Origin of the sequence: Gelidibacter sediminis (assembly GCF_004364975.1) — a bacterium.
Lineage (GTDB): Bacteria > Bacteroidota > Bacteroidia > Flavobacteriales > Flavobacteriaceae > Gelidibacter > Gelidibacter sediminis.
Genome location: NZ_SOBW01000007.1, coordinates 245,061 through 270,702 on the forward strand (window position 1 = coordinate 245,061; position 25,642 = coordinate 270,702).

Genomic DNA, 25,642 nt, shown 5'->3' on the forward strand with positions numbered 1-25,642 from the left:
GTTTAACCAATTTCTTTAATCATTACGTCCAAACCTTTTCTGATAATTTGTTGGTGTGGTTGTTTAGAGACACACACAAATTCTGTCAATGCAAAATCCTCAGGCGCAACTTCGTACATTCCTAAAGCTTCCATTTCATCCAAATCTTGATATAGACAAGCTTTTAGTATTTGCATTGGGTAAATATCAAAAGGAAAAACTTCCTCATAATTGCCCGTCAATACAAAATTACGGTGCTCACCATTGGTATTGGTGTCTAGATCATATTTTTTATTTGGAGTTAACCAAGAGAATGTTAGTGCTCTTGAACTAGATATTTTATCAAAAACTGGTTTGTTCCATCCGAAGAACTCATAGTCATCACCTTCTGGTATAACTGTAATGGTATTGCTGTAATAATCTAAATAACCATCAGGCTTAACATGTTTTCCTGTCAATACATTTCCTGAAATAATACGATCATTACTATTTTGCTCAACACCATTATCATAAACCATGGTAGACACTTCACTCGCAATTTTAGTAACGAAGTAGCGTGGTTTCTTTACTGAAGATCCTACAAGTGCAACAATACGCTCAGCATTGAACTTACCTGTTAGTAACAATTCGCCAATAATAACCAAGTCTTGAGCTGCCACAGTCCAGACAACTTCACCTTTATTAACTGGGTCAATTTTATTGATCTGCGTTCCTACATTTCCTGAAGGATGTGGTCCTGAAACTTTATGAAGTGTGATATTTGACAAACCTGCTAACGGTGAGTTAGATTTACTGCCTATACTGACATGTACCTTACCCTCAGTTAACTTACTTAGAGCGGTAACGGCAGCTTGCAACTCAGCTTCCTTTCCTTGCAGCACGTAATCCAAATCTGCTGCCAATGGCGCACTAGCGTAAGCGGAAATGAATATGGCCTTCGGGGCACGATCTGGTTTTGCAATAATATCATACGGTCGTTGTTTGATAAACGCCCAGCAACCTGTTGCCAATAAATGTGCCTTTACAGTTTCTGCATCAACAGCATCTACGTTAAATTGTCCATAATCCTGATAAGATTGCTCTTTATCTGCTTGGATTTTAATGCCTACGATTCGTCTTTTCTCAGCACGCTGTATCTCAATAATTTCTCCTGAAACTGGTGAGACAAACTTCACAGCTTCATTTGACTTGTCATAAAAAATAGGTTCTCCAGCTTGCACCTTTGCACCTTCTTTTAAAATTAATTTTGGAATAACACCGTGGAAGTCTTCAGGTCTTAAAGTGTAAAAGTTGCTCAAAACAGCCTTCTCAGTAGTTTTTTCAGCTTCGCCCTTAAGTTTGATATCGAGACCTTTTTTAATCTTAATGTCGTTTGACATGTTATAAGTCTATTTGTTAATAGTTATAGTAAATGTGATTTAATAACAGTAAAAATCGCTGCAAATTTACAAATTTATAATGCAGATTTCATAATTATTGTTATAAAATTTGTACGGCATCGATTGCGTAAAATTAACGGCGCAATTTTTGTTTATCTTTACTTTTCAAATCACATCTCAATGGTCTTACAATTCAAGCTTTTTATGGCGCTTTTATGTCTCTCCTTTTTTGGATATTCGCAAGTTAAAGAAGTCAACCCACCCAATTACATCAAAACTATTTCATTTAAAGGTAATACTAGTGAAAGTCAGTTGCCCATCTTGCGATTAGGAGAATCATTTTTGTTGGAATTTGATGCGCTTACGGGCAACGAACCTGACTATTATTATGTTATAGAACATTATAATTATGACTGGAAACCTTCCAACTTAGCAAAGTCGGAATATTTAAGTGGTTTTGACAACCAGCGTATTCAAGACTATAGAAACTCATTTAACACTTATCAAATTTATTCACATTACAAACTCCAAATCCCCAATCAACAAACCCGTGGCCTATTGGTTACTGGAAATTATTTGATCAGTATATTTAATGATAGCAACGAGTTAATGTTTTCGAGAAAGTTTATGATTTATGAAGACTTGGTAAATGTAGGCGTATCAATAAAACGTTCACGCGACGTTAAATTTATTGACAAGAAACAATCCGTAGACATTGTTATTAACAACTCCAATTTCAACTTTAATAACCCTTTAGAAAACGTTAAGAGCTTGATTGTGCAAAATAACAATCTTAACACTGCCATTTCAAATATAAAACCACAATACACTTTAGGCAACCAATTGGTGTATAAATACGCGTCTGAAACAAGTTTTTGGGGCGGTAATGAATATCTTTATTTTGAGAACAAAGATGTCAGAGCGGCCAACGTTGGCGTTCAATATATAGATCTTAAGGACATTTACCACAACTATCTGTTTATAAATACACCCAGAATAAATCAGATCTACACTTACAATCCTGACATTAATGGCAATTTCCTGATCACTGCCGTAGACACTGATGATGTTTCTATTGAAGCAGATTATACCATGATACATTTTGCGCTTCAACATCCAGAACTTACCAATGGTGAAAGCCTTTATGTATATGGCAATTATAATAATTACGCGCTCGAACCTGACAATCAACTTCATTACAATAGTGAAAGTGGCTTATACGAAGTTGCTTTTAAGTTAAAACAGGGGTTTTATAATTACAAATACGTTTTGACAGATAAGGCTGGCCTCTTAAAGGAAGGCGCAATCAGTGGAGATCATTATCAAACTGAAAATAATTACAAAGTATTGGTGTATTACAAAGATTTGGGTGCACGTTATGACCGCCTCATAGGTATAGGTGAAGCGTCTTCAATTGATATTACAAATTAGCTATATGTTTTTTTGAGCGTTTTTTTATTTTGGATTAAACCAATAAGAAATTGTTAAACTAGCATACGGATTAAAGGTAGATTGATATTAATTATTAACTTGTCATAAAAAATACTATTTTAGCAAATAGCTAAAGATTGATTCATTATGGTTCAGCAAGTTACAAGTGGAATTAGAATAAGTGTGGAGACTGTTTTTGAAGGCACTTTTTATAAGAATTATAAAGTTCATTATGCTTTTGGATATAAAGTGACCATTGAAAATCAAAGTAAAGATGCAGTGCAGTTAAATTCTCGTCATTGGCGGATTTTGGACGCGCTAAATAATATCGAAATTATTGAAGGAGAAGGTGTCATTGGCAAAAAACCGGTTATCAAGCCGGGTGAACTTCACACCTACAGATCAGGATGTTTGCTTGCCTCACCGTTTGGTGCAATGCAGGGGCATTACAACATGGTCAACTTTACAAAATCCAATGATTTAAAGGTTTACATTCCTACATTTAAACTAAGTGCTCCGTTTGCCTTAAATTAAAATAAAAAACGCGCCCTCTTATAGTCCAAAAAAATTTGTTATTAATATTATCTGCAAATTTTATAATTCTATGTTTTTCGCGCACTGACAACGGAGGTTCTAAAACGTAATTTACGGCTGAACTCATGTCATAATTAAGCTTAGCTTCTCAAAAAAAACACGCTCCAATGCACCTTATTTAGGTGTAGCTCATTCCTATAAAACAACATTCCATTTTTAACGTCCTTTTAGCAGGAAATCAGCCATTAAAACATACAATTTTTTGTACCTTTGGCACTTAAATTTTTAAACTTTCAAACTAAAATACTCATGGGAAAAGGATTTTTCAAGGTACCAGTAGCAGTAAATGAACCAGTAAAGACATATGCACCAGGATCGCCTGAACGCGAAGCTGTTTTAGCTGAATATGCAAAAATGTACAAAAGCACAGTTGATGTTCCATTATATATCAATGGAAAGCACATAAAAACCAACAACACCAGAACCATGTCTCCGCCACATGATCATAAACATGTAGTGGGCACCTACCATTTAGCTGAAAAGAAACATGTTGAAGAAGCGATAGAAACATCATTAGCAGCACGACAAGCTTGGGCTGATTTACCTTGGGAACACCGTGCTGGCATTTTCCTTAAAGCTGCAGAATTGATTGCCGGTCCTTACCGGGCAAAGATTAATGCTGCAACCATGATTGCCCAATCAAAAACCATTCATCAAGCTGAAATTGATTCAGCCTGTGAGCTGATTGACTTTTTAAGATTTAATGTTCAGTTTATGACTGAAATCTTTAATGATCAGCCAGCAAGTACAAGTGATGCATGGAACAGAATAGAATATAGACCTCTAGAAGGTTTTACTTATGCAGTTACTCCATTCAATTTTACAGCCATTGCAGGCAACCTGCCATCATGTATGGCTTTGATGGGAAATGTGGTAATTTGGAAGCCTAGTAATCATCAAATTTACTCTGCAAAAGTAATTATGGACGTTTTTGAAGAAGCTGGCGTTCCGGCAGGGGTGATCAACGTTGTTTTTGGTGATCCTGCGATGATTACAGAAACCGTAATGGCAAGTCCGGATTTTTCAGGATTACATTATACAGGATCAACTAGTGTATTCCAGAATTTGTGGAAACAAATTGGAAATAACATCGCAAACTATAAAACATATCCAAGGATTGTTGGAGAAACCGGAGGAAAAGATTTTATCGTAGCACATAAGACTGCTGATGCGAAGCAAGTAGCCACAGCTATTGTTAGAGGAGCTTTTGAATTTCAAGGTCAAAAGTGTAGCGCAGCTTCTAGAGCTTATATTTCTAAAAGCATTTGGGCTGACGTTAAAAAGTATGTCATTGAAGATTTAAAAACCATTACGCTAGGCTCTCCAGAAGACATGAGTAATTTTATGACTGCAGTAATTCATGAAGCGTCATTTGATAAATTGGCAAGTTATATCGACAAGGCCAAAAATGACAAAAACGCCACTATCATTTCTGGAGGAAATTATGATAAAAGCAAAGGTTACTTTATAGAACCTACCGTTATTGAAACTACTGATCCAAAATATAGCACAATGTGTACTGAACTTTTTGGACCTGTAATAACTGTATATGTATATGATGACAAAGATTACAGCGCCACACTGCAACTTGTTGATGGTACCAGTGAATATGCGTTAACAGGTGCTATTATCGCAAAAGACCGTTATGCAATTGATGAAGCCACAAAAGTGCTTCAAAATGCAGCTGGAAACTTTTATATAAATGACAAACCAACAGGGGCCGTAGTTGGCCAGCAACCATTTGGTGGTGCAAGAGCCTCAGGAACAAACGATAAGGCTGGAAGCGCACAAAATTTATTACGTTGGATCTCTCCACGTATGATTAAAGAAACTTTTGTCACTCCTGTAGACTACAGATATCCATTTTTAGGATAATCAAATTATAGTTCATAAAAAAAATCCTCAAACATTGTTTGGGGATTTTTTTTTATATTTCACCTGAAGATTACTAGTATCCATTAATTACAAATACAGTCTACCCCTTATATTTTAAAGGTAAATGCACCAACTTTTTGGTCTCAAAAAAGTCTTCCTTATAATAATTGGAAAGATTATAAACCGTCGCTTTCGGGAAATCTATCAGCTCTTCGGCCAAATCACCACCCTTTAAATAAATAATACCATTCTTAATATCGTGGTTTTGTTTTTTTGCCACCTTGTCTTTTACCCAATGCACAAAGGTAGGCATGGCCGCTACAGCCCTACTCACTACAAAATCATAGGTATCCTTAATATCTTCCACACGACAGTGGGAGGTTTTGACATTAGTTAATCCTAGGCCCGCAACCACTTCATCGACAACTTTTAATTTTTTAGCAATACTGTCCACCAAGTGAAAACTTGTTTCAGGAAATAGTATCGCCAATGGTATTCCAGGAAATCCACCACCCGTACCAACATCTATTACTTTAGACCCTGGCTTAAAAGACATAAATTTTGCAATAGCCAAAGAATGCAGCACATGTCTTAAATACAATTCGTCAATATCCTTACGGGATACCACGTTAATTTTAAGATTCCAATCTTTGTAGAGTTCCTCTAGCTGCTGAAACTGCTGCAATTGCAGTGCAGTTAAATCTGGAAAATAATGTTTAATAAGATGCATTCCGTTTAATTTTTCAGCAAAAATAGGTAATTTTAAATGGATATTTTTAGCATATTCTTATCACCATCGCGGCAATAAATGATTATCTTTGCGTTTTCCGAGTACGATGGCTTGATATTTGAAGTTATCGCAGTAAATACAATAACATGACACAACAAACTCTCTCCTTTTCCAGAAATGATTCCGCAAAATTCTTTAGAACCTTAAATAAACGTGTTAACGATTATTTTAAAGAAAATAACATCAAAAGAACTGGAAATTGGCGACTTTGGGTCAAAACAGTGGTAATGTTCTCTTTGTTCCTAACACCCTACTTTTTAATTCTCACACTCGATTTACCAGCATGGGCAATGGTACTTCTAACTATTGTTATGGGTGTTGGAATGGCTGGTGTAGGTATGAATGTGATGCATGATGGCAATCATGGCGCCTACTCCAATAAAGAATGGGTTAACCGTTTAATGGGAAGTAGTATTTACATATTGGCAGGAAACGTTTATAACTGGAAAGTCCAACATAATGTTTTACATCACACCTATACAAATATTCATGGTCATGATGAAGATTTAGAAGCTGGCCGCATCCTACGTTTTTCTAAGCATTCAAAATGGCATAAGCACCATAAGTTTCAACATTATTATTCAGTATTACTTTATGGACTCTTAACCATTAATTGGGCAATTACTACTGATTACCTTCAAATGAAACGGTATTTAAAACGCAAGTTATCATACGGAAAATTTCCTAACCCTCGCACGGAATGGAGTAAGCTTGTTATTTCTAAAATAATTTATGTTTCTATATGGATTGTACTGCCATTAGCATTAACAAACATCGCTTGGTGGCAAGTATTGCTCGGATTTTTTATAATGCACTATGTGGCTGGACTCATTTTAAGCGTGGTATTTCAATTAGCGCACGTTATGGAGGATGCGGAAATGCCATTACCAGAAGACAATGGGACAATGAAAAATTCTTGGGCCATTCACCAATTGGAAAACACGATCAATTTTGGCACAAAAAACAAAATTGTGAATTGGTTTACCGGCGGACTGAACCATCAGGTAGAACATCATATTTTCCCACATATCAGTCATGTACACTATACCAAGATTTCAAAAATAGTTAGGGAAACCGCATTGGAATTCAATCTCCCATATAAAGAATATAAAACTACACGTAAGGCCATAATAGCGCATTTCAAATACTTGAAAGAAATGGGAATGAAGCCTGCATTACAAGCTTAATCTATATTTATACATGAATTTACTTTCAGACAGAATTTTAAACATGGCTACGTCTGCCACTCTTGCAATGGCTGCTAAGGCTCGAGAATTAAGAGCAGAAGGAAAAGACATTATCGGCTTAAGCCTTGGTGAACCCGATTTTAACACACCAGATTACATTAAAGACGCCGCTATTAAGGCCATCCACGAGAATTATAGTGCCTACACGCCTGTTGATGGCTATGTAGAACTTAAGGATGCCATTATCACAAAATTTAAACGCGATAACAACCTTACCTATAATTACAATCAAATTGTAGTATCTACGGGCGCCAAACAATCACTAGCCAATCTTGCTGCAGTATTACTGAACAAGGGCGATGAAGTCATCCTACCATGTCCTTATTGGGTAAGCTATGCTGATTTGGTGAAATTAAACGATGGTGTGCCTGTTGAAGTACCCACTACTATTGCTACTGATTTTAAAATGACGCCAGAACAATTGGAAGCTGCAATAACACCAAAAACAAAAATGCTTTGGTACAGTTCTCCGTGCAACCCTAGTGGCTCTGTATACAGCAAAGAAGAATTGCGTGGTTTGGCTGATGTCCTTAAAAAATACCCAAATATTATCGTTGTTTCTGATGAAATCTATGAGCATATTAATTTTTCAGGACAACATGCAAGTATGGCGCAGTTTGATGACATGTACGACCGTACGGTGACTGTCAATGGTGTTTCGAAAGCATTTGCAATGACGGGATGGCGTATTGGCTACATTGGAGGCCCAGAAAAAATTGCGCGTGCATGCAACAAGATGCAAGGCCAAATAACCAGTGGCGCTAACTGTATTGCTCAACGTGCTGTAATTACTGCCTTAACAGAATCTCCTTCTAAAGTTCAGTTTATGATTGATGAATTTAAAGTTCGTCGTGATTTAGTGCTTGATTTACTCAAAGACATTGAAGGCTTTAAAACCAATGTACCTGAAGGCGCTTTCTATGTCTTCCCAAATATTTCTTATTATTTTGGCAAGACTTTGAGGGGCAAAACTATTACTAATGCTTCAGATTTTTCATTGTACTTATTGGAAGAAGCACTAGTAGCCACTGTTGACGGCGGAGCTTTTGGAAATCCTGACTGTATCAGAATTTCATATGCAGCATCCCAGGACCAAATTGTGGAAGCTATGACACGCATTAAGTCTGCCGTAAGTTAATTTTATTTACTTTTATCATCATATCAAAGCCACTTATATAGTGGCTTTTTTATTTTGAAAAAATATTAACAGCCATAATATATCACGGTAGATTTTAGAATTAATGTATTTCCAAGACAAAACACATTATTCTGCTTTAGCACAGAATTTCATCCTAAACATTTTGCAGCCTCAGTAAACACTACAGACCCATACTAAACCTTCACATAAACCAACTATGGTTCAACGGTTTGAAACTTCAATTATCCCAAAAAATACACTTTAAAAAAAACTGTTAAATTTGACGATCGATTATTTTTAATTCACTCATTATAAGTGTTTTATGATTATCAATTTCAAAATAACACTTACCATATCATTAACGTTTTAACGGTTTTTTTGTTAATATTTGCATTATTTAACATAGCCTATTGTTTTATATTTAATTTATGATTTCATTTGCTGCCATAATTCTAACATTTCAATAAATGAAAACAAAATTTAGTCTAATTCTAACACTTTGTCTAGTGTTAATTGCACAAATTACATTTGCGCAGCAAAAAACAATTTCGGGAACCGTTTCTGACGAATCTGGTATTCCATTGCCTGGAGTGAATATTTTGGTCAAAGGAACTACTACAGGAACTCAAACTGATTTTGATGGAAAGTTTTCCATAAGCGCTAAAGTTGGTGATGTTTTATCATTCTCTTTCGTAGGATTACAATCCAAAGAAGTTACTGTAACTTCATCAAACACAATTAATCTGACAATGGCAGAGGATGCCGCTGTATTGGATGAAGTTGTAGTGGTAGGGTACGGTGTGCAAAAAAAGTCGGAAGTTACAGGTGCTATCTCAAGCATTTCTGGCTCTGACTTACAAGGCTTGGTAACGCCAAGTTTTGAGTCGCAACTTGCCGGTAGAGCTGCAGGAGTTCAAGTCACTTCAAACAACGGAATTATTGGTGAAGCTCCAAGAATTCGAATTAGAGGTATCGCTTCAATTGGATCTGGCACTTCGCCATTAATTGTTGTGGATGGTATGCCTATTTATTCAGGTAACGTGGGTGGATATGCATCCGCAAATGGATTGGGAGACATTAATCCAAATGACATTGAATCTTATGAAATTCTAAAGGATGGTGCCGCTACTGCGATATATGGATCTAGAGCTGCTAACGGAGTAATTTTAATTACGACAAAAAAAGGTAAAAGAGGAGCCATGAAAGTAAGTTACAACAATGTAACTGGATTTGCACAAGCCATCAAAACTTTCGATCTTTTAGAAACGCCTGATTTTATCCTCATCAGCAATGAAAAAAGAACCAATAGAAACCAAACAGCTTGGGCAGTTGGAAACGAATTCAACACTGATTGGCAAGACGCAGTTCTAAATTCGAACGCTCTTCAAACCGACCATAGTCTTTCTTTTAATGGCGGTTCTGATGCCACTAAATATTTCTTTTCTATGGGCTACGCCAATCAAGAAGGTGTTGCTGTAGCAAATAGTTTAGCGCGCTATAACTTAAGAGCAAGCCTAGAACACAACCTCAACAAGTGGCTGACCATAGGAGGAAGCATTGCAGTTACAAGAACTGAATACGAAGGTCTAAATACTGGGATGAATTCATTGTCTGGCAACATTTTTAACGCTACAAGACAACTTCCAAATACTCCAATTTTTAATGCTGACCATCCATCAGGATACAACTTGTCTAGCGATAGTAGCGTTGTTGGACAATGGGACAATACAGACCCTGTAGGCGATAACATTTCAAACATTGCCTATGTATTGGCCAAAAATAAATACAAATCAAAAGTGAACCGAACCATTGTAAACACATTTGCCTCTATCGATTTATTTGATGGCTTAAATTACAGGTTTCAAGCAAGTGCTGACAACCCACTAACTTCAGGTTTTCTATATTGGAACCCTGTTCATGGTGATGGCAGAGGATCTAATGGTAGATTACAGAACAATAACACCGATTTATTAAGATGGAACATTCAAAACATTCTTTCCTATAACAAATCATTTGCTGATGCACACAATGTTGGCGCTACTTTAGTTGCTGAATATCAAAAGGAAAAGAATCAGTCCTTCTTTGGGGTGGGAACAGATCTACTAGATGAATTCTACAACCAGAATTTAGTAACAAACGCTTATGGTACACAAGAATCAGGTGGTAGTGTAACTGAGAATGGCATCATCTCTTATGTTGGACGAATAAGCTATAATTATAAACAAAGATATTTCCTTCAAGGATCTATTAGACGTGATGGTATTTCAAAATTAAGTGAAGCTAAGCGTTGGAATAACTTTACAGGATATTCTGCAGGTTGGAATATTGCCAATGAAGAGTTTTTTAGAGACATTAAAGGTACTATAAACGAATTCAAAATTAGAGCTTCCTATTCTGAAGTAGGAAACACAGAAATAGGCAGCTATCCTTATTTAGGTCTAACATCAGCTTCGCAATATGGTACCTTAAACGGAATTGCCTTCACACAGTTTGGTAATGACCAGTTGCTATGGGAAACAAGCAAGAAAACCGACTTTGGCCTAGACTTAGGAATGTTCAACAATAAATTGAGATTCAATTTTGATTACTACAAAAATGACATCGACGGATTGATTCTAGATGTACCAATTGCAGCATCATTGGGGGTTCCTGGTAACAGAGTTAAGAAAAATATTGGCGCTATGTCTAATAAAGGCTATGAATTTGGTGTAGACTACAGAGCTGTCTCCAATGCTAAATTCAACTGGAATATTACTGCCAACTTAACCATGGACAAAAACGAAGTTTTAAGTATTCCTGACGGTCAGGATATTTTGGGGGGCACATTCTCAGATGCCAATATTGCCCAAAACTTAATTATTAGAGAAGGGCAACCAATCAACTCCATCTATGGCTACAAGTATTACGGTGTAAACCCAGCTAATGGTAACCCAGTATATTATAAAGCTGATGGAACTTTAGTACAAGGCAACTTAGCAACAGCAACCTATTTCGTATTTGACCCGAGCAACCCTTCTGATTTGTCTCAAGCATCTTCTTTAAGTGCTGGTACAGATAGAGTTATTTTAGGCACTACCTTACCGAAATATTACGGATCAGTAATTAATCGTTTTACGTATGACGCGTTTGATTTAACGTTTATGTTCCGCTTTAGTGGTGGCAACAAGATTTTCAACTCAACTCGTAGAGATTTGGTGACACAAAACTTGAATAACAACAGTACAGAAATTTTGGGTAGATGGCAAAGTGTTGAAAACCCTGGCGACGGTGTAACTCCAAGACTATGGGCAAGCAGCAACACATTTACGAACCTTACAGGTGTGACAACATCTCGATTTTTGGAGGATGGCGATTTTATTAGCTTAGACAATCTAACATTGGGTTATCAAATTCCAAAATCATTTACTGACCGCGTAAAAGTTGATATGATTAGACTATTCGTTCAAGGCCAAAACTTACTTACCATTACCGATTATAAAGGTTTAAATCCTGAAATGGAATCTGGAGGTGTTGATTTAAACGGTACTCCAAGAGCTAAAATTTTATCTTTTGGTTTAAATGTTAATTTATAATATTAAAAAGAAATGAAAACAATATTTAAATATTTAGCAATTACTTGTCTTGGAATCGGTATGGTTTCATGTTCAGAGGAAGCTATTCTAGATTTGAGTCCGATCAATAATATTTCTATTGACGACGCTTTCTCGTCTCCAACCTTAATTGAAAGTTCCATAAACGGAATGTACAATGCGGCAGCAATTGGCCAATATAACAGTACTAACCCTAATGGTGGTAGAGGTTATGTTTGGGGTGCTGCCTTTGTTGAGCAAGGAGACACTAGAGGTGAAGACGTTGTAAATACTGCAACATTCTACCAACTCACTTACACAGCAACTTATGACGCTACAACAGCAAACAATGTGTACTATTGGATTGATGGTTATAGATTAATCAACAGAGCCAATTTGGTAATAGAAGGTGTTACTAAAGCCGTTGAAAACGGAATTATCAGTTCTGAAATTGGCAACAACTATATAGGTCAAGCTAAATTCTTAAGAGCTATTACACATTTCGAACTGTCCACATTCTTTGCTCGTCCATATAACTTTTCATCTGGCGCCACACATCCCGGCATCCCATACAGAGAAGTAGGTATTGATACGCAAGCTGAAATCGATTCTGAACTTCTGAAAGGGAGAAATACGGTTGCAGAAGTTTATGCAAAAGTTTTAGCTGATTTAGATTCTGCTGAATCATTAATTACCAACACTCAGTTGACAAAAGCCAGTAAAAATGCAGCAATTGCATTTAAGACTCGCGTTTATTTACATATGAGAAATTGGAATAAGGTAATAGAGGAAGGTAATAAGCTTGCGGGCGCCTATACTTTAACAGCAGAGCCTGATGGTGTATTTGATGACAATTATGGCAACACAGAATCCATATTTTCTATCCTGCACGCCGCAACAAACAATCCTGGAGTAAATGCAGCACTGGCATCACAATACAACAGAAGACGTTTGGTATCTGTCAGTCCAATTATCTGGAGAGACCCAAGCTGGTTGGTAGATGACAAGCGTCGATCCGAAACATATGAAGCTGGAGTTCCAACAGGAATGGTATTTACATTCTCCGGTAGAGTATACACCGCAAAATATAGAGACGGTGTCAATTATACTGACGCAGCTCCTGTAATCAGGTACGCAGAGGTATTATTAAATATGGCAGAAGCGCACGCTAGAAAATCTACGCCAGATTTATTGATGTCTTTAGAACTATTAAACAAAGTAAGAAATAGAGCATTAGCCTCTCCATTAACCCAAGCATATACAGTAGCATCATTTACAACGCCTGCTGCTATGGTAGGTGCCATTATTAAGGAACGAAGAATTGAATTCTTAATGGAAGGTAGACGTTGGTCAGATATCCACAGATTACAGAATGATGATTTACAACCTATAGATGGCATTCCTCAAAAAGTAGCCAATGGAAACCCTCCTGCTTCTGCATTTGTTTTGGGAACACCATACACAGGACCTTACGGTGTTGACGCCATTCCAGGTACAGACCCGAGATTTTTGTGGCCAATTCCACAAGTAGAACTTGATGCCAACCCAACCTTAGCTGGACAGCAAAATCCAGGCTGGTAAACGATCGTTTGAGTTAGTCTATAAATGATGGTACCTCCTAATTAAAACCTAGGTTAAACCAGTAAAAAGAAGCCGTTTCGAAATTCGAGACGGTTTTTTTATTTAAATCGAGCCTCAGGCTAAAAACTAGGTTAAACACTTGAGAACTTTATAAAACCGGATGAGAAACATTGAAAGCTTATGAGTCTTTAATGACTGATGCGAATCACCAGTCCATTTGTTCTATATTTTATACACAAGGCACACACAACGGTTAATATAAAATGCGCCCGGAGATATACTCAAAAAGAGCACCCATACATCAATGGAAAAGAGGTCTTTCTTTACTTTATTTATCTGTTCCTCCAGAAAAATGGCGTCATCAATATAAGAACAGTAAATAATTCCAAACGTCCTAAGAGCATTAAGAAAGATGCCCACCACTGTGCCAAGGGTGGTAATGCCGCATAATTATTCACAGGACCAAAGGCACCCAAAGCAGGACCTATATTACCTAAACTGGAAGCGGACAGACCAATAGCAGATTGAAAATCAATATTGAAAAATGAGAACCCTAGAGCCCCTACAATAAAAGAGAGCATGTATAAAATAAAAAATCCGAGAATATTATACACCACAACCCCAGGTATTGCTTTGGTATTATATCGAACTGGCAATACGGCGTTGGGATGCAGAGCACGTTTAAATTCTAAAAATCCATTTTTAATTAAAATCAGATGGCGCACAACCTTAACACCACCAGAGGTGCTCCCAGCAGAACCACCCAAAAACATTATTCCGAAGAAAAAGACCAGTAAAAATGGGGTCCACAAAGTATAGTCAGCGGTAATAAATCCTGTGGTAGTAATCACTGTCAATACTTGAAACAACGCGTGACGAATAACACTTTCCAAACGCCCCCATACCATAGGATGTTCTATTGAAGACAAAGAAAAATCTGCTTTAAAGTAGATGATTAAAGCTGCGATAAGCGTAAAGGTGGCGATAAACTTAAAATACCAGCGCAGTTCTTCATCATTTAACGCTTTTTGCACCTTACCTTTAAAAGCATAATAACTGAGTACAAAATTAGTGCCGGCCAAAAACATAAATACAATAATTATATATTGAATTATAGGGTTGTCGTTCCAATGCGCTACGCTCGCATTTTTAGTTGAAAACCCCCCAGTACTCAGCGTACTCATGGCATGGTTTATAGCGTCAAAAAACGACATGCCAGCTACTTTTAACAAAATGGTTTCGGCTGCAGTATACCCAAAATAAATAAGCCATAATCGCTTAGCGGTATCCGTAATACGCGGGTGCAACTTATCTGCACTAGGCCCTGGGGCCTCGGCAGCAAACAACTGCATTCCCCCAATCCCTAGCAAGGGTAAAATTGCAATGGCCAAAACAATTATCCCCATTCCACCAATCCAGTGCGTTATACTTCGCCAAAACAACACCCCTTTTGGCACAATCTCAATGTCATTTATAATGGTTGCTCCCGTAGTAGTATAACCTGACATGGTTTCGAATATTGCACTGGTAAAGCTCGGTATAACCTCAGTAACCATATAGGGCAAAGTGCCTGAAACAGCCATTACAATCCATCCGAAAGTAACCACCATATAACCCTCCCGTTTATTCATTTCTTTGCGATGGTTTTTAGTAACCAGCATGGTAAACACGCCAATTAATAACACTGCCAATCCAGAAAGAAAAAGCTTTAAGGTTACACCATCATTATAGATAAGACTGATTAAAGTGGCCAACAACATAAAACCGCCGTTAAATAATAATAACAACCCAAAAAAATGGAAAATGATTTTGTAATTAATTTTCATTGTACTCTTTGCAACATAACGAACTTCTATGCATCATGGCACTTATAGGAAGTACCATTATCTAAATTCGACTGTAAGTTTTATTAAAAGAAGAATTTTTCAACCTGTGTAATAGCCCTTGGTAAACAACAGACTACCACCCGATCTCCGGCCATCACCTTAAAATCGCCTAAAGGAATAATTCCTGTTCCATTTCTGATGACACCACCAATAATCGCTGATCGCGGAAAATCTAAATCCTTTATTAATTTATCTGTGATTTTTGATCGTTTCTTAACGACAAATTCCAATAATTCCGCATTCATATTGTTGAGCTTAGTCATGGCAACCACCTCACCTTTCCGGATATATCGAAATATATTATTGGCGGCCAAAAGCTTTTTATTAATGAGCGTATCAATCCCTATAGATTGCGATAATTGATAGTAATCCATATTTTCAACCATCGCGATAGTTTTTCTGACCCCTTTGGATTTTGCTACTAAGCAAGACATAATATTGGTTTCCGAATTTCCGGTAACCGCAATAAAAGCATCCATTTTACTGATGTTCTCCTCTTCCAACAACTCCACATTTCGACCATCACCATTAATAATGAGCGCGTTTGGCAAATCGTCAGCAAGTTCAAACGCCACATCCTTATCACTTTCCACAAGTTTCACATTAAATTTGCTAGCACATAAATCTTTAGCCGTTTTATGCCCAATTTTACTTCCGCCTAAAATCATGATGTTTTTAACATCCAATCTGACTTTTCCCGAAAGCTCAAACAGTTCTTCATCACCACCTTTTGAGGTAATAAAAACAACCTTATCACCTTCTTTAAATTGCGTATCGCCACGCGGAATAATGGTATATTGTGTACCAAAACGTTGTATAGCAATGGGAACAAAATGGAGTTCAGGGAAAACCTCTGCGGCTTCTTGTACCGTTTTATCCACAAATGTTGCGGTTCTCGACAATCTTAAACTTAACATGGTTAACGCTCCAGACTCAAACTCATAACTATCGTTAAAACCATATTGATTTAACAATAATTCAATTTCACTTGCAGCCAATGATTCAGGAGAGATCAATTCATCTATCCCAAACTTAGCGAATCCAACCTCATCTTTCTGATCAATAAATTCGGCATTAGAGATTCTTGCAATAGTTCTTTTTGCTCCGAGTTGTTTGGCCAAAACACAGGCTGTAATATTTGTAGTTTCAGAAGAGGTCACGGCAATAAACAAATCGGCAGTGGCAATTCTCGCATCCTTTAATACCGCAATAGAAGTGGCATCACCTTTTATTACCCTAATGTCCAAATGGTCTATAGCGTAAACTAGGCTTTCCTTTTTCGTATCTAGTAGCGTAATTTCTTGCGATTCGTACGATAATAATTTTGCCAAATGAAATCCAACCTCACCTGCGCCTGCAATGATTATTTTCATTAGTAGAAGTATTCAAAAAAACGTACAAATATAAGATTTTAAAATGGCTCTATTTCAATTTACTGAGGATTATAATAGAATTAAAGCTGCTCATTATAAACTTGCTATCTTACAACGTTAAATTATAAAAACCGACACATCGCTACTTTTGTAAAGGTGATGGCAACTTAACAATGAAAAAATATGTAATTTTGCCAAAAATATTGGAATGTCAGAAAAAGTAAAGCCATACAAGGACAGTCAGTTAAACAAAAAACAACAGGTAGCACAAATGTTTGACAATATTTCTAAAGAGTATGATGGATTAAACCGCGTGATTTCTTTTGGAATTGATGTTAAATGGCGAAAAAAAGTTGTTGACATTGTGGCAAAGTCAAAAGCCAAGCGTATTTTAGATATTGCAACCGGCACAGGCGATTTGGCTATCAATTTAGCGCAAACTGAAGCTCAGGAAATTATTGGTTTAGATATTAGCGATGGCATGCTTGAAGTGGGACGCAAAAAAATTGCTGAGAAAAAATTGAGCGACAAAATTACCATGACGCTTGGCGATTCTGAAAACATCCCCTTTGAAGACAACAGTTTTGATGCGATTACGGTAGCTTTTGGGGTACGTAATTTTGAGAATTTAGAAAAGGGCCTGGCAGAAATTCTACGCGTGTTGAAACCTCAGGGCACTTTCGTGATTTTAGAAACCTCCGTTCCCACTAAAACACCATTTAAACAAGGTTATAAAGTATATTCTAAATACATCTTGCCAACCATAGGCAAAGTCTTTTCAAAAGATCGTTCCGCTTATTCGTATTTAAGCGAATCTGCATCGGTTTTTCCATATGGTGAAACCTTAAACAATATTTTAAGACAAATTGGGTTTAGTAATGTTGAGGATTTACCTCAAACTTTTGGCGTTGCAACAATTTACAAGGCCACAAAATTATAAACCCCAATTGAACTCGAATCTCGTCACAATGAAAAGAACAGTCCTAGTTATCGTGCTTTTATTGATGTACACATCGGCATCTGCACAATTATTTTCAAAAGAAAAAATAGCAAATCAAGAAAACTTCGACAAAGACTTTTTGACTTGGGGTTATTTTTTGGGTTTCAACAGTTATGATTTTAAATTTCAATACAATGCCGACCAAGCAAATCGTCCTGATATTGGTGTAGAAACCACCATTGGCTTTAACGTAGGATTAGTTGGAGATATGCGTATTAACGAGTATCTAAATCTCCGTTTTGAGCCTGGTCTTTACATTACACGTAGAAATTTGGAATATGATGAAACCATGCAATATGACCCTTATTTTTATGACAATACATACAATCCTGGCGACTTATTTAGAGAAGTGAAATCCACTTATATCCATTTCCCTTTATTGTTAAAAGTTTCCACCAAACGTATCAATAACTTCAAACCATTTGTTGTTGGTGGCGTATCTACGGCCTTAAACTTATCCAGTAACGAAGAAAACCCTGATGACAATGCTTCAGGACAATTTCGCACTAAAACAGGAATGCTCTTTTATGAATTAGGTTTTGGAATCGATTTTTATCTAGAGTGGTTTAAGTTTACGCCATCTATTAGAGGCGTCTTTGCTATTAACGATGAATTGGTTAAAGACAAAGATCCACAAAGCCCATGGACTGGGAACATCGATAAAATGCAAACCCGTGGCGTCTTTATCAATTTTACATTTCAGTAAATTTTGGTGATTAGGTTTAAATTATTTTTATAGAGTTTAAAGGCAATTTGTTCTTGTATATCTTTTAAAAATTTGCAATATGACTATTTAATTGGAAAAAAAGTGCGCACTACAAATGCAAAGCGCAGATCAATTCTTCCTCTCCCACAACCTCAAACCTGAAACCTCAAACCTCAAACCTCACCCCGTCTTTTAAATTCACTCAATAAAATTGCAGTGGCCGTAGCCACATTTAAACTCTCAGTAGATTGGTGTACACTAAAGCTAGGAATACTCAGTCGGTGATCAACCAAGCTTTCAATTTTATCGGAAATACCACTGCCTTCATTACCCATAATCAGTATGCCATCTTTGGGCAATGCAGTATCGTAAACATTGTTGCCGTCCATAAAAGTACCAAATTTTTGACCGTGGGTTGATCTTAAAAATTCCTCCAAATCTACATAACTTACCTGTACTCTACTTAATGAACCCATTGTGGCTTGCACTACTTTCGGATTATAACAATCTACCGTCGTATAACTACATACAATTTGCTCCACACCAAACCAATCGCAAAGTCTGATAATTGTTCCCAAATTACCGGGATCACGTACAGCGTCTAACGCAACTGTCAGTTTGTTGGCGACTATTTTATGTGTTTCAGGAATTTCAAATATCGCCAATACTTCCTGAGGCGTCGTTAAGGCACTTATTTTTTTTAACTCGGTGTTCGTTATCAAGCTAAACTGATCAGCGGCTACATTATAAGTATCAGTCACCGCAAACAAATGATTTAGAGTGTAGGATGACTTTAAAAACTCATCCACTGCCTTTTTGCCTTCTACAACAAACAGTTGATATTTTGAACGCTGTTTTTTCTGCCCAAGGCTTGTAATTAATTTTATTTGATTTTTTGTTACCATTAAAATCTATTTACTTTTGTTACGTTATAAATTCCGTTAAGGATTTAAGTAATAGCTGATATACCATCTAGAAAAACAGTAAATTTGAACTCATCAACACATATGTCAATTTCACTTTGAAACTTAAGGTAGCAAAAATATCATTTATTACAACACTATTCCTAATGTTGTCGTCCTGTAATGCGGTAAAACGGCTTAGTAGCGATCAGTACTTATTGACGGATAATACTATTCACGTTAACGATAAAAAAAATAATACGGACGCCCTTAACAGTTTAATTTATCAAAAACCCAATGGTAAATTCCCTTTATTTGGAATTCCAATACGACTCCATATTTATAATTTGGCTCGACCGAATATTGATTCAATTTTAGATGCTAAATATAGAAATCCCAACGACCCGAAAACTGGACTCAAGAATTTTTTATCCCTAAAACAATACGAAGCGCTAATCAACTCCAAGCGCACCTTTAATGGTTGGCTAAAAACTACTGGAGAGCCCCCTGTTATTGTTAACCCAGCAAGAGCTGAAAAATCGACAGCCAATTTAAAGACCTATTATTATAAAAATGGATGGTTTAATGCAGATGCACACTTTGAAATAGACACCGTTGATACCAAAAGAGCTGAGGTCAATTATTTTGTAAAAACCGGCGATCCTTATTTTTTAGATTCGATTAGAACTAAAATATACACGCCAATTATAGACACACTTTATAAAGACATCAAAAAGAACTCCTTATTGGTAAAAGGCGACCAGTTTAAAGAAATCAATCTCACAAACGAGCGCGAGCGCATGACTACTGAATTGCGAAATTCGGGACTCTACCACTTTGCCCAAGATTACATTACTTTTGAAATTGACACCATTGGCACCAATAAAAAAGTCAATACCGACATTATTGTACAAAACCGAATTATCAGGTATGACGATTCTATTGAAGTCAGACCATTCAAGGTTTATAAGATTAAGGACGTGAACATTTTTACAGATGACACCTATCAAAACAAAGATGCCATTCCAACAGACACCATCAATTACAAGGGGTTTAACATCTACAGTTACGGCAAGTCAAAATACCGCGCAAAAGCCTTAACAGATGCAGTTTTCATCACTAAAGGGAGCATATTTAAAGACATCAACAGAACCCGAACCTATCGCCATTTAAGCGAACTTAGGACCTTTAGATACCCTAATATTGAATACGTTGAAGATGTTAAGGACACCACACTGACCACTAACATCTATCTCATTCCAAAAAAGAAGTTTGGTCTTAATTTTAATGCTGAAGTATCACAAAGCAATATCCAAACCATCGGATTTGCATTTAGTGGCGGATTATTGATCCGAAACGTATTTAGAGGTGCAGAAACATTGGAAGTCTCCGGGTTAAGTTCAATTGGCGCTTCAAAAGATGCAAAAAACACTAAGGATGCTTTTTTCGATATCACAGAAGTTGGTGCTACGGTTAAACTCACCATTCCGCGTTTATTTTTTCCTGTGAATACAGATAAAGTCATTCCCAAGTACATGTCGCCTAGCACAAGAATTCTTGCCGCGGCAACAAGTCAACGCAACATCGGACTAGACAAACAGACCTTTACCGGAAATTTGAGCTACAATTGGTATCCTAACCAAAGAGTGACCAATACCTTAGACTTGTTTAATGTACAATTTGTAAAAAATCTTAACGCCGACAACTATTTTGGGGTCTATCAAAACTCGTTCAGCAGCCTCAATAACATTGCAAAAGACATCCGATACATTGACACTGACGAGACTTTAAGCATCCCCAATGGTGCTAACATTTTTATTGAAGAGGTCCTCAACAATAACACTAGCATAGCCCCTACTGATGATGCATATAAAACAATCAGCAACATAGATCAAAGAAAAACAAGACTGACGGAAAACAACTTGATCATTTCCTCAAGTTTCAATTATATTAAGAACAGAAGGGAAAATATTTTTGACAATGATTTTTCTATCATCCGATTTAGAGTAGAGTTTGCGGGAAATATCTTAGCTACCATCGCAAATATTGCAAACTCACCTAAAAATGACAATGATCGCTACGACATTTTTGGGGTAGCATTTTCACAATACACCAAAACTGAATTTGATTATGTTAAATATTGGGATTTGGGTCAAAAAAGTGTATTTGCGCTAAGGAGTTATTTTGGTATTGCAGTTCCTTATGGCAATTCAGAAAACATTCCGTTCTCCAAAAGTTTCTTTGCTGGAGGTCCTAATGACAACCGGGCTTGGACGGCTTACAATTTAGGCCCGGGGAGTTTAAAATCCACCAACGAGTTTAATGAAGCCAACCTAAAACTACACTTCAGCGTTGAGCAACGCTTTAATATGTTTGGTGCGCTGTTCGGTGCATTTTTTATAGATGCCGGTAATATTTGGAATGTTTTTGACAACGTGACCGACGAGGCACAAACCTTTGACAGCTTAAGCTCATTAAAAGATATTGCGGTAGGCTCAGGCTTTGGTTTGCGTTATGATTTCAGCTTTTTTGTACTGCGTGGTGATATTGGTTTCAAAACCTATGACCCCTCCTACAGTCTAGGCAACCGTTGGTTTAAAGATTACAACTTCAACAATGCTGTTTACAATATAGGCATCAACTATCCATTTTAAATGTTACTGATCAGTTTACTTCAATAAATCATCAGTCTTCAACCACATTTATATGCTTATCACCCAGTTTTCCAAAAGCGGTAACGGATACATATGTGGACCACATGCTATATTTAAGACAAAAACAATTGATGCTGCTAACTACAAGGTTTTCGGCACATCAATTACATATTGTTTATAAAAAAGCCCAATCCCAGAACCTTTATTTAGCTTTAAATTCATTATTTTTGAAACTAATTAAACAACTAAAACATTATGAGTCACAACATAAAACCAGGAGTTGCTACAGGCAAGGAGGTACAGGCCATTTTTAAACTGGCAAAAGAAAAAGGCTTTGCTTTACCAGCAGTCAATGTCATCGGATCCAACACCATTAACGGTGTGTTAGAAACAGCAGCGGCCTTAAACGCGCCAGTAATAATTCAATTCTCTAATGGAGGTGCCGTTTTTAATGCAGGAAAAAGTTTGAGCAATGACGGACAAAAAGCAGCAATTGCAGGTGCTGTAGCGGGAGCCAAACATGTACATCTTATGGCTGAAGCTTATGGTGTTCCTGTGATTTTACATACTGACCATTGTGCAAAAAAATTATTGCCTTGGATAGATGGACTTTTAGATGCAAGTGAAAAGCATTTTGAAGAAACTGGCAAGCCATTATACAGTTCGCATATGATTGATCTTTCTGAAGAACCTTTAGAAGAAAACATTGAAATCTGTAAAGAATACCTAAAGCGCATGAGCAAAATGGGAATGACTTTGGAGATTGAGTTAGGTATTACCGGAGGAGAAGAAGATGGTGTTGACAATACAGATGTTGACGACTCTAAATTATACACACAGCCTGAAGAGGTGGCTTATGCTTATGAAGAACTAAGCAAAGTAAGTGATCAATTTACAATTGCAGCGGCATTTGGAAATGTGCACGGGGTTTACAAACCTGGCAACGTCAAACTAACGCCAAAAATTCTAAAGAATTCTCAGGAGTTCTTATCAAAAAAGCACGGTTTACCTCATAATCATATTGATTTTGTATTCCATGGCGGCTCAGGTTCTAGTGTAGAAGAAATCAGGGAGGCAATTGGCTACGGCGTGATAAAGATGAATATTGATACAGATATGCAATATGCATTTATGAGCGGTGTTCGTGATTACTTTACAAAACACGAAGCGTATTTAAAAACTCAAATAGGCAATCCTGACGGTGAGGATTCTCCAAACAAAAAGTATTATGACCCACGTGTCTGGCTAAGAAAAGGAGAAGAAACTTTCGTAGAAAGATTAAAAAAGGCATTTGAAGATTTAAATAACGTAAATACTTTATAACTTTGCACTAATATTTAATCCAGAAGTTCTGATTTAAATGTTGGAAGTCTAAAGGAATTTGAGTTATAAACACAAAAGTTTTGCTTTGGCAAAGCTCTAAAATCATACATCAATATGTCTTGGTTTAAAAGAAAAACTAAAGGAATCACCACTACTACTGAGGAGAAGAAAGACACGCCGAAAGGCTTGTGGTACAAATCTCCAACAGGTAAAATTATAGATACTGAAGAATTAGAGAAAAATTTCTTCGTGAGTCCGGAAGATGGCTATCACGTGAGAATTGGGAGCAAGGAATATTTCCAAATCCTTTTTGACAATAATGAATTCAAGGAGTTAGATCCAAATCTAGCCTCTAAAGACCCTCTAAAGTTTGAGGACACAAAAAAATACCCAGACCGTTTAAAAGCTGCTGAAGCTAAGACCAACCTTAAAGATGCCGTTCGTTGTGCTGTAGGAAAGTCGAAAGGCAAGGATATTGTTGTAGCCTGTATGGACTTTGCCTTTATTGGAGGCTCTATGGGAAGCGTCGTAGGCGAAAAGATTGCTCGTGCTGGGGAGTATGCATTAAAGAAAAAACTACCCTTTGTAATCATTTCAAAATCTGGCGGTGCACGTATGCAAGAAGCCGCTTTATCATTAATGCAATTGGCTAAAACCTCAGCAAAATTGGCCCAATTGGCCGATGCAGGCATTCCATATATTTCCTTGTGTACAGACCCAACAACGGGAGGTACAACAGCGTCTTTTGCAATGTTAGGTGACATTAATATCAGTGAACCTGGAGCGCTTATCGGATTTGCTGGACCACGTGTAGTAAGAGACACTACGGGCCAGGAACTCCCTGAAGACTTTCAAACAGCTGAATTTTTATTGGAACATGGCTTTTTGGATTTTATTACAGAACGAAAAGATTTAAAGAATAAAATCAATCAATATATAGACTTGATTACTAATGCGCCATTAAGGCCATAGGAGTAAATTTATAGAAAAAGCATGCCACAAGACTTGGATTTTAAATAAAATTCTGGTAGTTGTGGCATTCTTTTATGAGATGCTATATTTGCTATGCTTTTCTTAAAAACACTCTAAAAGTGGTACCTACATCTACTCTACTTTCTACGGTAATCTTACCGCCCATGCTCTCCACGTGATTTTTGGTTAAAAACAATCCAATCCCTCTAGCATCGGCACGATTATGGAAGGTTTTCTTAAACTGAAAAAGTTCGGCCTGATGGACCTCCATGTCAATACCCATCCCATTATCATGCACCTCTAATATGATGTAATCTTCAGATTCCAAACTGCGTAAATGCACATAAGACTGACGCTCTTTAGAACTATACTTAATGGCATTGGTTAACAAGTTCAGGATCACACTGTCAAGATATACAGCAACAGCCATCACATTAAATGTTCCATCTACTTCATTGATAAGTTTACACTGCTCATGACGCGCAATTGCATTAATATTGTAAATGGCACTGTCTACAAAATCCTTTAAATTTAAGGAAGTCATTCTTTCTTCAGTACTAAAATCTGATTTTCTAACCTCATTGAGGTTGTCTATCGTACTTTCCAATTGAGATAAGGCCTCCTTAAGCATTAAAAAATTCTCATTATTCTTTAATACTTCCAATTCCTCCTCCATAAATCCAGAAATCACCCCTAAATTGCCCAAGTGTGTCCTGATATCATGTGTAGCGATATGAGCAAAATTCTTGAGTTTTTCATTCTGAATGTTCGCAATATTAGTTATCGCATTCATTTGCCCTATCATTTCCTTCTGACGGGTGATATCCACAATTTGAGATATAAAGTAGAGTGGCGCGCCATCGATTGGACTGCGTTCAAAAGAAACGGAAAGCAAACCCCATATCACTTTCCCAGTTTTATGAAAATAGCGTTTTTCAATTTGATAGCGATTAATAGCGCCATTTAACAATTGCCCTAAAAGCTCCATATCTGCAGCTACATCATCTTTATGTGTAATATCAGGAAAGGTCATGGCATAAAATTCCTCCTCAGAATACCCTAACAAATCCATTAGACTCTGATTGACTTTGACCCATCGGAAATCTAGCCCAACAATGGCTACGCCGTTAGGAGCGTGGTCAAAAATATTTTCAAAAAGTTGGTCTTTAATGTTAACTATTTGTGTAGGCATAAGTTAGGGTGTAAATATTTTAAACAAAAATAATTGCGAATAAAGCACTCT

At 36.9% G+C, this 25,642-nt stretch carries 18 protein-coding genes; 12 read left to right on the forward strand and 6 right to left on the reverse strand.

Going from position 1 to position 25,642, the window contains the following annotated elements:
- Positions 1–2: 2 nt before the first annotated feature.
- Positions 3–1,358, reverse strand: a complete 1,356-nt coding sequence (locus BXY82_RS01190) for a Na(+)-translocating NADH-quinone reductase subunit A (protein ID WP_133756358.1) — start codon at positions 1,356–1,358, stop codon at positions 3–5.
- Between the two features lie 180 nt (positions 1,359–1,538).
- Between BXY82_RS01190 and BXY82_RS01195 the strand changes: the two genes are divergently transcribed.
- The 3 genes from BXY82_RS01195 to pruA all read left to right on the forward strand — a co-directional run bounded on the left by BXY82_RS01195 (position 1,539) and on the right by pruA (position 5,258).
- On the forward strand, positions 1,539–2,789 hold the full coding sequence (locus BXY82_RS01195) for a type IX secretion system plug protein (protein WP_133756359.1): 1,251 nt from the start codon (positions 1,539–1,541) through the stop codon (positions 2,787–2,789).
- Positions 2,790–2,936: 147 nt separating this feature from the next.
- Positions 2,937–3,323, forward strand: coding sequence for a Co2+/Mg2+ efflux protein ApaG (gene apaG / locus BXY82_RS01200; protein WP_133756360.1), 387 nt, complete (start codon positions 2,937–2,939; stop codon positions 3,321–3,323).
- 309 nt (positions 3,324–3,632) lie between these two features.
- Positions 3,633–5,258 (forward strand): L-glutamate gamma-semialdehyde dehydrogenase, encoded by a 1,626-nt coding sequence (gene pruA / locus BXY82_RS01205; protein ID WP_133756361.1) that lies wholly within the window; start codon positions 3,633–3,635, stop codon positions 5,256–5,258.
- A 100-nt stretch (positions 5,259–5,358) separates the two neighbouring features.
- Here pruA and rsmG read toward each other — a convergent pair whose 3' ends face one another.
- Positions 5,359–5,988 carry a 16S rRNA (guanine(527)-N(7))-methyltransferase RsmG gene (gene rsmG / locus BXY82_RS01210; RefSeq protein ID WP_133756362.1) on the reverse strand — a complete coding sequence of 210 codons (630 nt, stop codon included), beginning with the start codon at positions 5,986–5,988 and terminating at the stop codon, positions 5,359–5,361.
- A gap of 146 nt (positions 5,989–6,134) precedes the next feature.
- Between rsmG and BXY82_RS01215 the strand changes: the two genes are divergently transcribed.
- The 4 genes from BXY82_RS01215 (at position 6,135) to BXY82_RS01230 (ending at position 13,583) form a co-directional block, all read left to right on the forward strand.
- Positions 6,135–7,235 (forward strand): fatty acid desaturase family protein, encoded by a 1,101-nt coding sequence (locus BXY82_RS01215; protein ID WP_133756363.1) that lies wholly within the window; start codon positions 6,135–6,137, stop codon positions 7,233–7,235.
- Between the two features lie 13 nt (positions 7,236–7,248).
- The gene (locus tag BXY82_RS01220) at positions 7,249–8,433 is read left to right on the forward strand and encodes a pyridoxal phosphate-dependent aminotransferase (RefSeq protein WP_133756364.1); all 1,185 of its coding nucleotides are present in this window, start codon (positions 7,249–7,251) and stop codon (positions 8,431–8,433) included.
- Between the two features lie 467 nt (positions 8,434–8,900).
- Complete coding sequence (locus BXY82_RS01225; protein WP_133756365.1) at positions 8,901–12,005, forward strand: SusC/RagA family TonB-linked outer membrane protein; 3,105 nt, start codon at positions 8,901–8,903, stop codon at positions 12,003–12,005.
- Positions 12,006–12,017: 12 nt separating this feature from the next.
- Complete coding sequence (locus BXY82_RS01230) at positions 12,018–13,583, forward strand: RagB/SusD family nutrient uptake outer membrane protein (protein ID WP_133756366.1); 1,566 nt, start codon at positions 12,018–12,020, stop codon at positions 13,581–13,583.
- 332 nt (positions 13,584–13,915) lie between these two features.
- Here the strand turns inward: BXY82_RS01230 and BXY82_RS01235 are convergent, their stop codons facing one another.
- Entirely contained in the window at positions 13,916–15,409 is a 1,494-nt protein-coding gene (locus BXY82_RS01235; RefSeq protein ID WP_133756367.1) for a TrkH family potassium uptake protein, read from the reverse strand.
- Between the two features lie 83 nt (positions 15,410–15,492).
- A complete protein-coding gene (gene trkA, locus BXY82_RS01240; protein ID WP_133756368.1) occupies positions 15,493–16,842 on the reverse strand; it encodes a Trk system potassium transporter TrkA in 1,350 nt (449 codons plus the stop codon).
- Between the two features lie 208 nt (positions 16,843–17,050).
- Here trkA and ubiE point away from each other — a divergent pair, with 208 nt between their 5' ends.
- Positions 17,051–17,782, forward strand: a complete 732-nt coding sequence (gene ubiE, locus BXY82_RS01245; RefSeq protein WP_133756369.1) for a bifunctional demethylmenaquinone methyltransferase/2-methoxy-6-polyprenyl-1,4-benzoquinol methylase UbiE — start codon at positions 17,051–17,053, stop codon at positions 17,780–17,782.
- 28 nt (positions 17,783–17,810) lie between these two features.
- Positions 17,811–18,548, forward strand: a complete 738-nt coding sequence (gene porT / locus BXY82_RS01250; RefSeq protein WP_133756370.1) for a type IX secretion/gliding motility protein PorT/SprT — start codon at positions 17,811–17,813, stop codon at positions 18,546–18,548.
- 173 nt (positions 18,549–18,721) lie between these two features.
- Here the strand turns inward: porT and BXY82_RS01255 are convergent, their stop codons facing one another.
- A complete protein-coding gene (locus BXY82_RS01255) occupies positions 18,722–19,453 on the reverse strand; it encodes a TrmH family RNA methyltransferase (RefSeq protein ID WP_133756371.1) in 732 nt (243 codons plus the stop codon).
- A 116-nt stretch (positions 19,454–19,569) separates the two neighbouring features.
- Between BXY82_RS01255 and tamL the strand changes: the two genes are divergently transcribed.
- The 3 genes from tamL (at position 19,570) to accD (ending at position 24,399) form a co-directional block, all read left to right on the forward strand.
- Complete coding sequence (gene tamL, locus BXY82_RS01260) at positions 19,570–22,104, forward strand: translocation and assembly module lipoprotein TamL (RefSeq protein ID WP_317128548.1); 2,535 nt, start codon at positions 19,570–19,572, stop codon at positions 22,102–22,104.
- A 255-nt stretch (positions 22,105–22,359) separates the two neighbouring features.
- Complete coding sequence (gene fbaA / locus BXY82_RS01265) at positions 22,360–23,427, forward strand: class II fructose-bisphosphate aldolase (RefSeq protein ID WP_133756372.1); 1,068 nt, start codon at positions 22,360–22,362, stop codon at positions 23,425–23,427.
- Between the two features lie 114 nt (positions 23,428–23,541).
- Positions 23,542–24,399 carry an acetyl-CoA carboxylase, carboxyltransferase subunit beta gene (gene accD, locus BXY82_RS01270; RefSeq protein ID WP_133756373.1) on the forward strand — a complete coding sequence of 286 codons (858 nt, stop codon included), beginning with the start codon at positions 23,542–23,544 and terminating at the stop codon, positions 24,397–24,399.
- A 91-nt stretch (positions 24,400–24,490) separates the two neighbouring features.
- On the opposite strand, the gene BXY82_RS01275 is transcribed toward accD, so the two are convergent.
- Positions 24,491–25,591 carry a sensor histidine kinase gene (locus BXY82_RS01275; protein ID WP_133756374.1) on the reverse strand — a complete coding sequence of 367 codons (1,101 nt, stop codon included), beginning with the start codon at positions 25,589–25,591 and terminating at the stop codon, positions 24,491–24,493.
- Between the last annotated feature and the right edge of the window lie 51 nt (positions 25,592–25,642).

What these genes read in the sequence shown, in the direction of transcription:
- trkA (WP_133756368.1), bottom strand. Translation starts at nt 16,842, where the DNA reads ATGAAAATAATCATTGCAGGCGCAGGTGAGGTTGGATTTCATTTGGCA.
- BXY82_RS01225 (WP_133756365.1), top strand. Translation starts at nt 8,901, where the DNA reads ATGAAAACAAAATTTAGTCTAATTCTAACACTTTGTCTAGTGTTAATT.
- BXY82_RS01190 (WP_133756358.1), bottom strand. Translation starts at nt 1,358, where the DNA reads ATGTCAAACGACATTAAGATTAAAAAAGGTCTCGATATCAAACTTAAG.
- rsmG (WP_133756362.1), bottom strand. Translation starts at nt 5,988, where the DNA reads ATGCATCTTATTAAACATTATTTTCCAGATTTAACTGCACTGCAATTG.
- BXY82_RS01215 (WP_133756363.1), top strand. Translation starts at nt 6,135, where the DNA reads ATGACACAACAAACTCTCTCCTTTTCCAGAAATGATTCCGCAAAATTC.
- BXY82_RS01235 (WP_133756367.1), bottom strand. Translation starts at nt 15,409, where the DNA reads ATGAAAATTAATTACAAAATCATTTTCCATTTTTTTGGGTTGTTATTA.
- porT (WP_133756370.1), top strand. Translation starts at nt 17,811, where the DNA reads ATGAAAAGAACAGTCCTAGTTATCGTGCTTTTATTGATGTACACATCG.
- BXY82_RS01255 (WP_133756371.1), bottom strand. Translation starts at nt 19,453, where the DNA reads ATGGTAACAAAAAATCAAATAAAATTAATTACAAGCCTTGGGCAGAAA.
- ubiE (WP_133756369.1), top strand. Translation starts at nt 17,051, where the DNA reads ATGTCAGAAAAAGTAAAGCCATACAAGGACAGTCAGTTAAACAAAAAA.
- accD (WP_133756373.1), top strand. Translation starts at nt 23,542, where the DNA reads ATGTCTTGGTTTAAAAGAAAAACTAAAGGAATCACCACTACTACTGAG.
- BXY82_RS01195 (WP_133756359.1), top strand. Translation starts at nt 1,539, where the DNA reads ATGGTCTTACAATTCAAGCTTTTTATGGCGCTTTTATGTCTCTCCTTT.
- apaG (WP_133756360.1), top strand. Translation starts at nt 2,937, where the DNA reads ATGGTTCAGCAAGTTACAAGTGGAATTAGAATAAGTGTGGAGACTGTT.
- BXY82_RS01275 (WP_133756374.1), bottom strand. Translation starts at nt 25,591, where the DNA reads ATGCCTACACAAATAGTTAACATTAAAGACCAACTTTTTGAAAATATT.
- fbaA (WP_133756372.1), top strand. Translation starts at nt 22,360, where the DNA reads ATGAGTCACAACATAAAACCAGGAGTTGCTACAGGCAAGGAGGTACAG.
- BXY82_RS01230 (WP_133756366.1), top strand. Translation starts at nt 12,018, where the DNA reads ATGAAAACAATATTTAAATATTTAGCAATTACTTGTCTTGGAATCGGT.
- BXY82_RS01220 (WP_133756364.1), top strand. Translation starts at nt 7,249, where the DNA reads ATGAATTTACTTTCAGACAGAATTTTAAACATGGCTACGTCTGCCACT.
- pruA (WP_133756361.1), top strand. Translation starts at nt 3,633, where the DNA reads ATGGGAAAAGGATTTTTCAAGGTACCAGTAGCAGTAAATGAACCAGTA.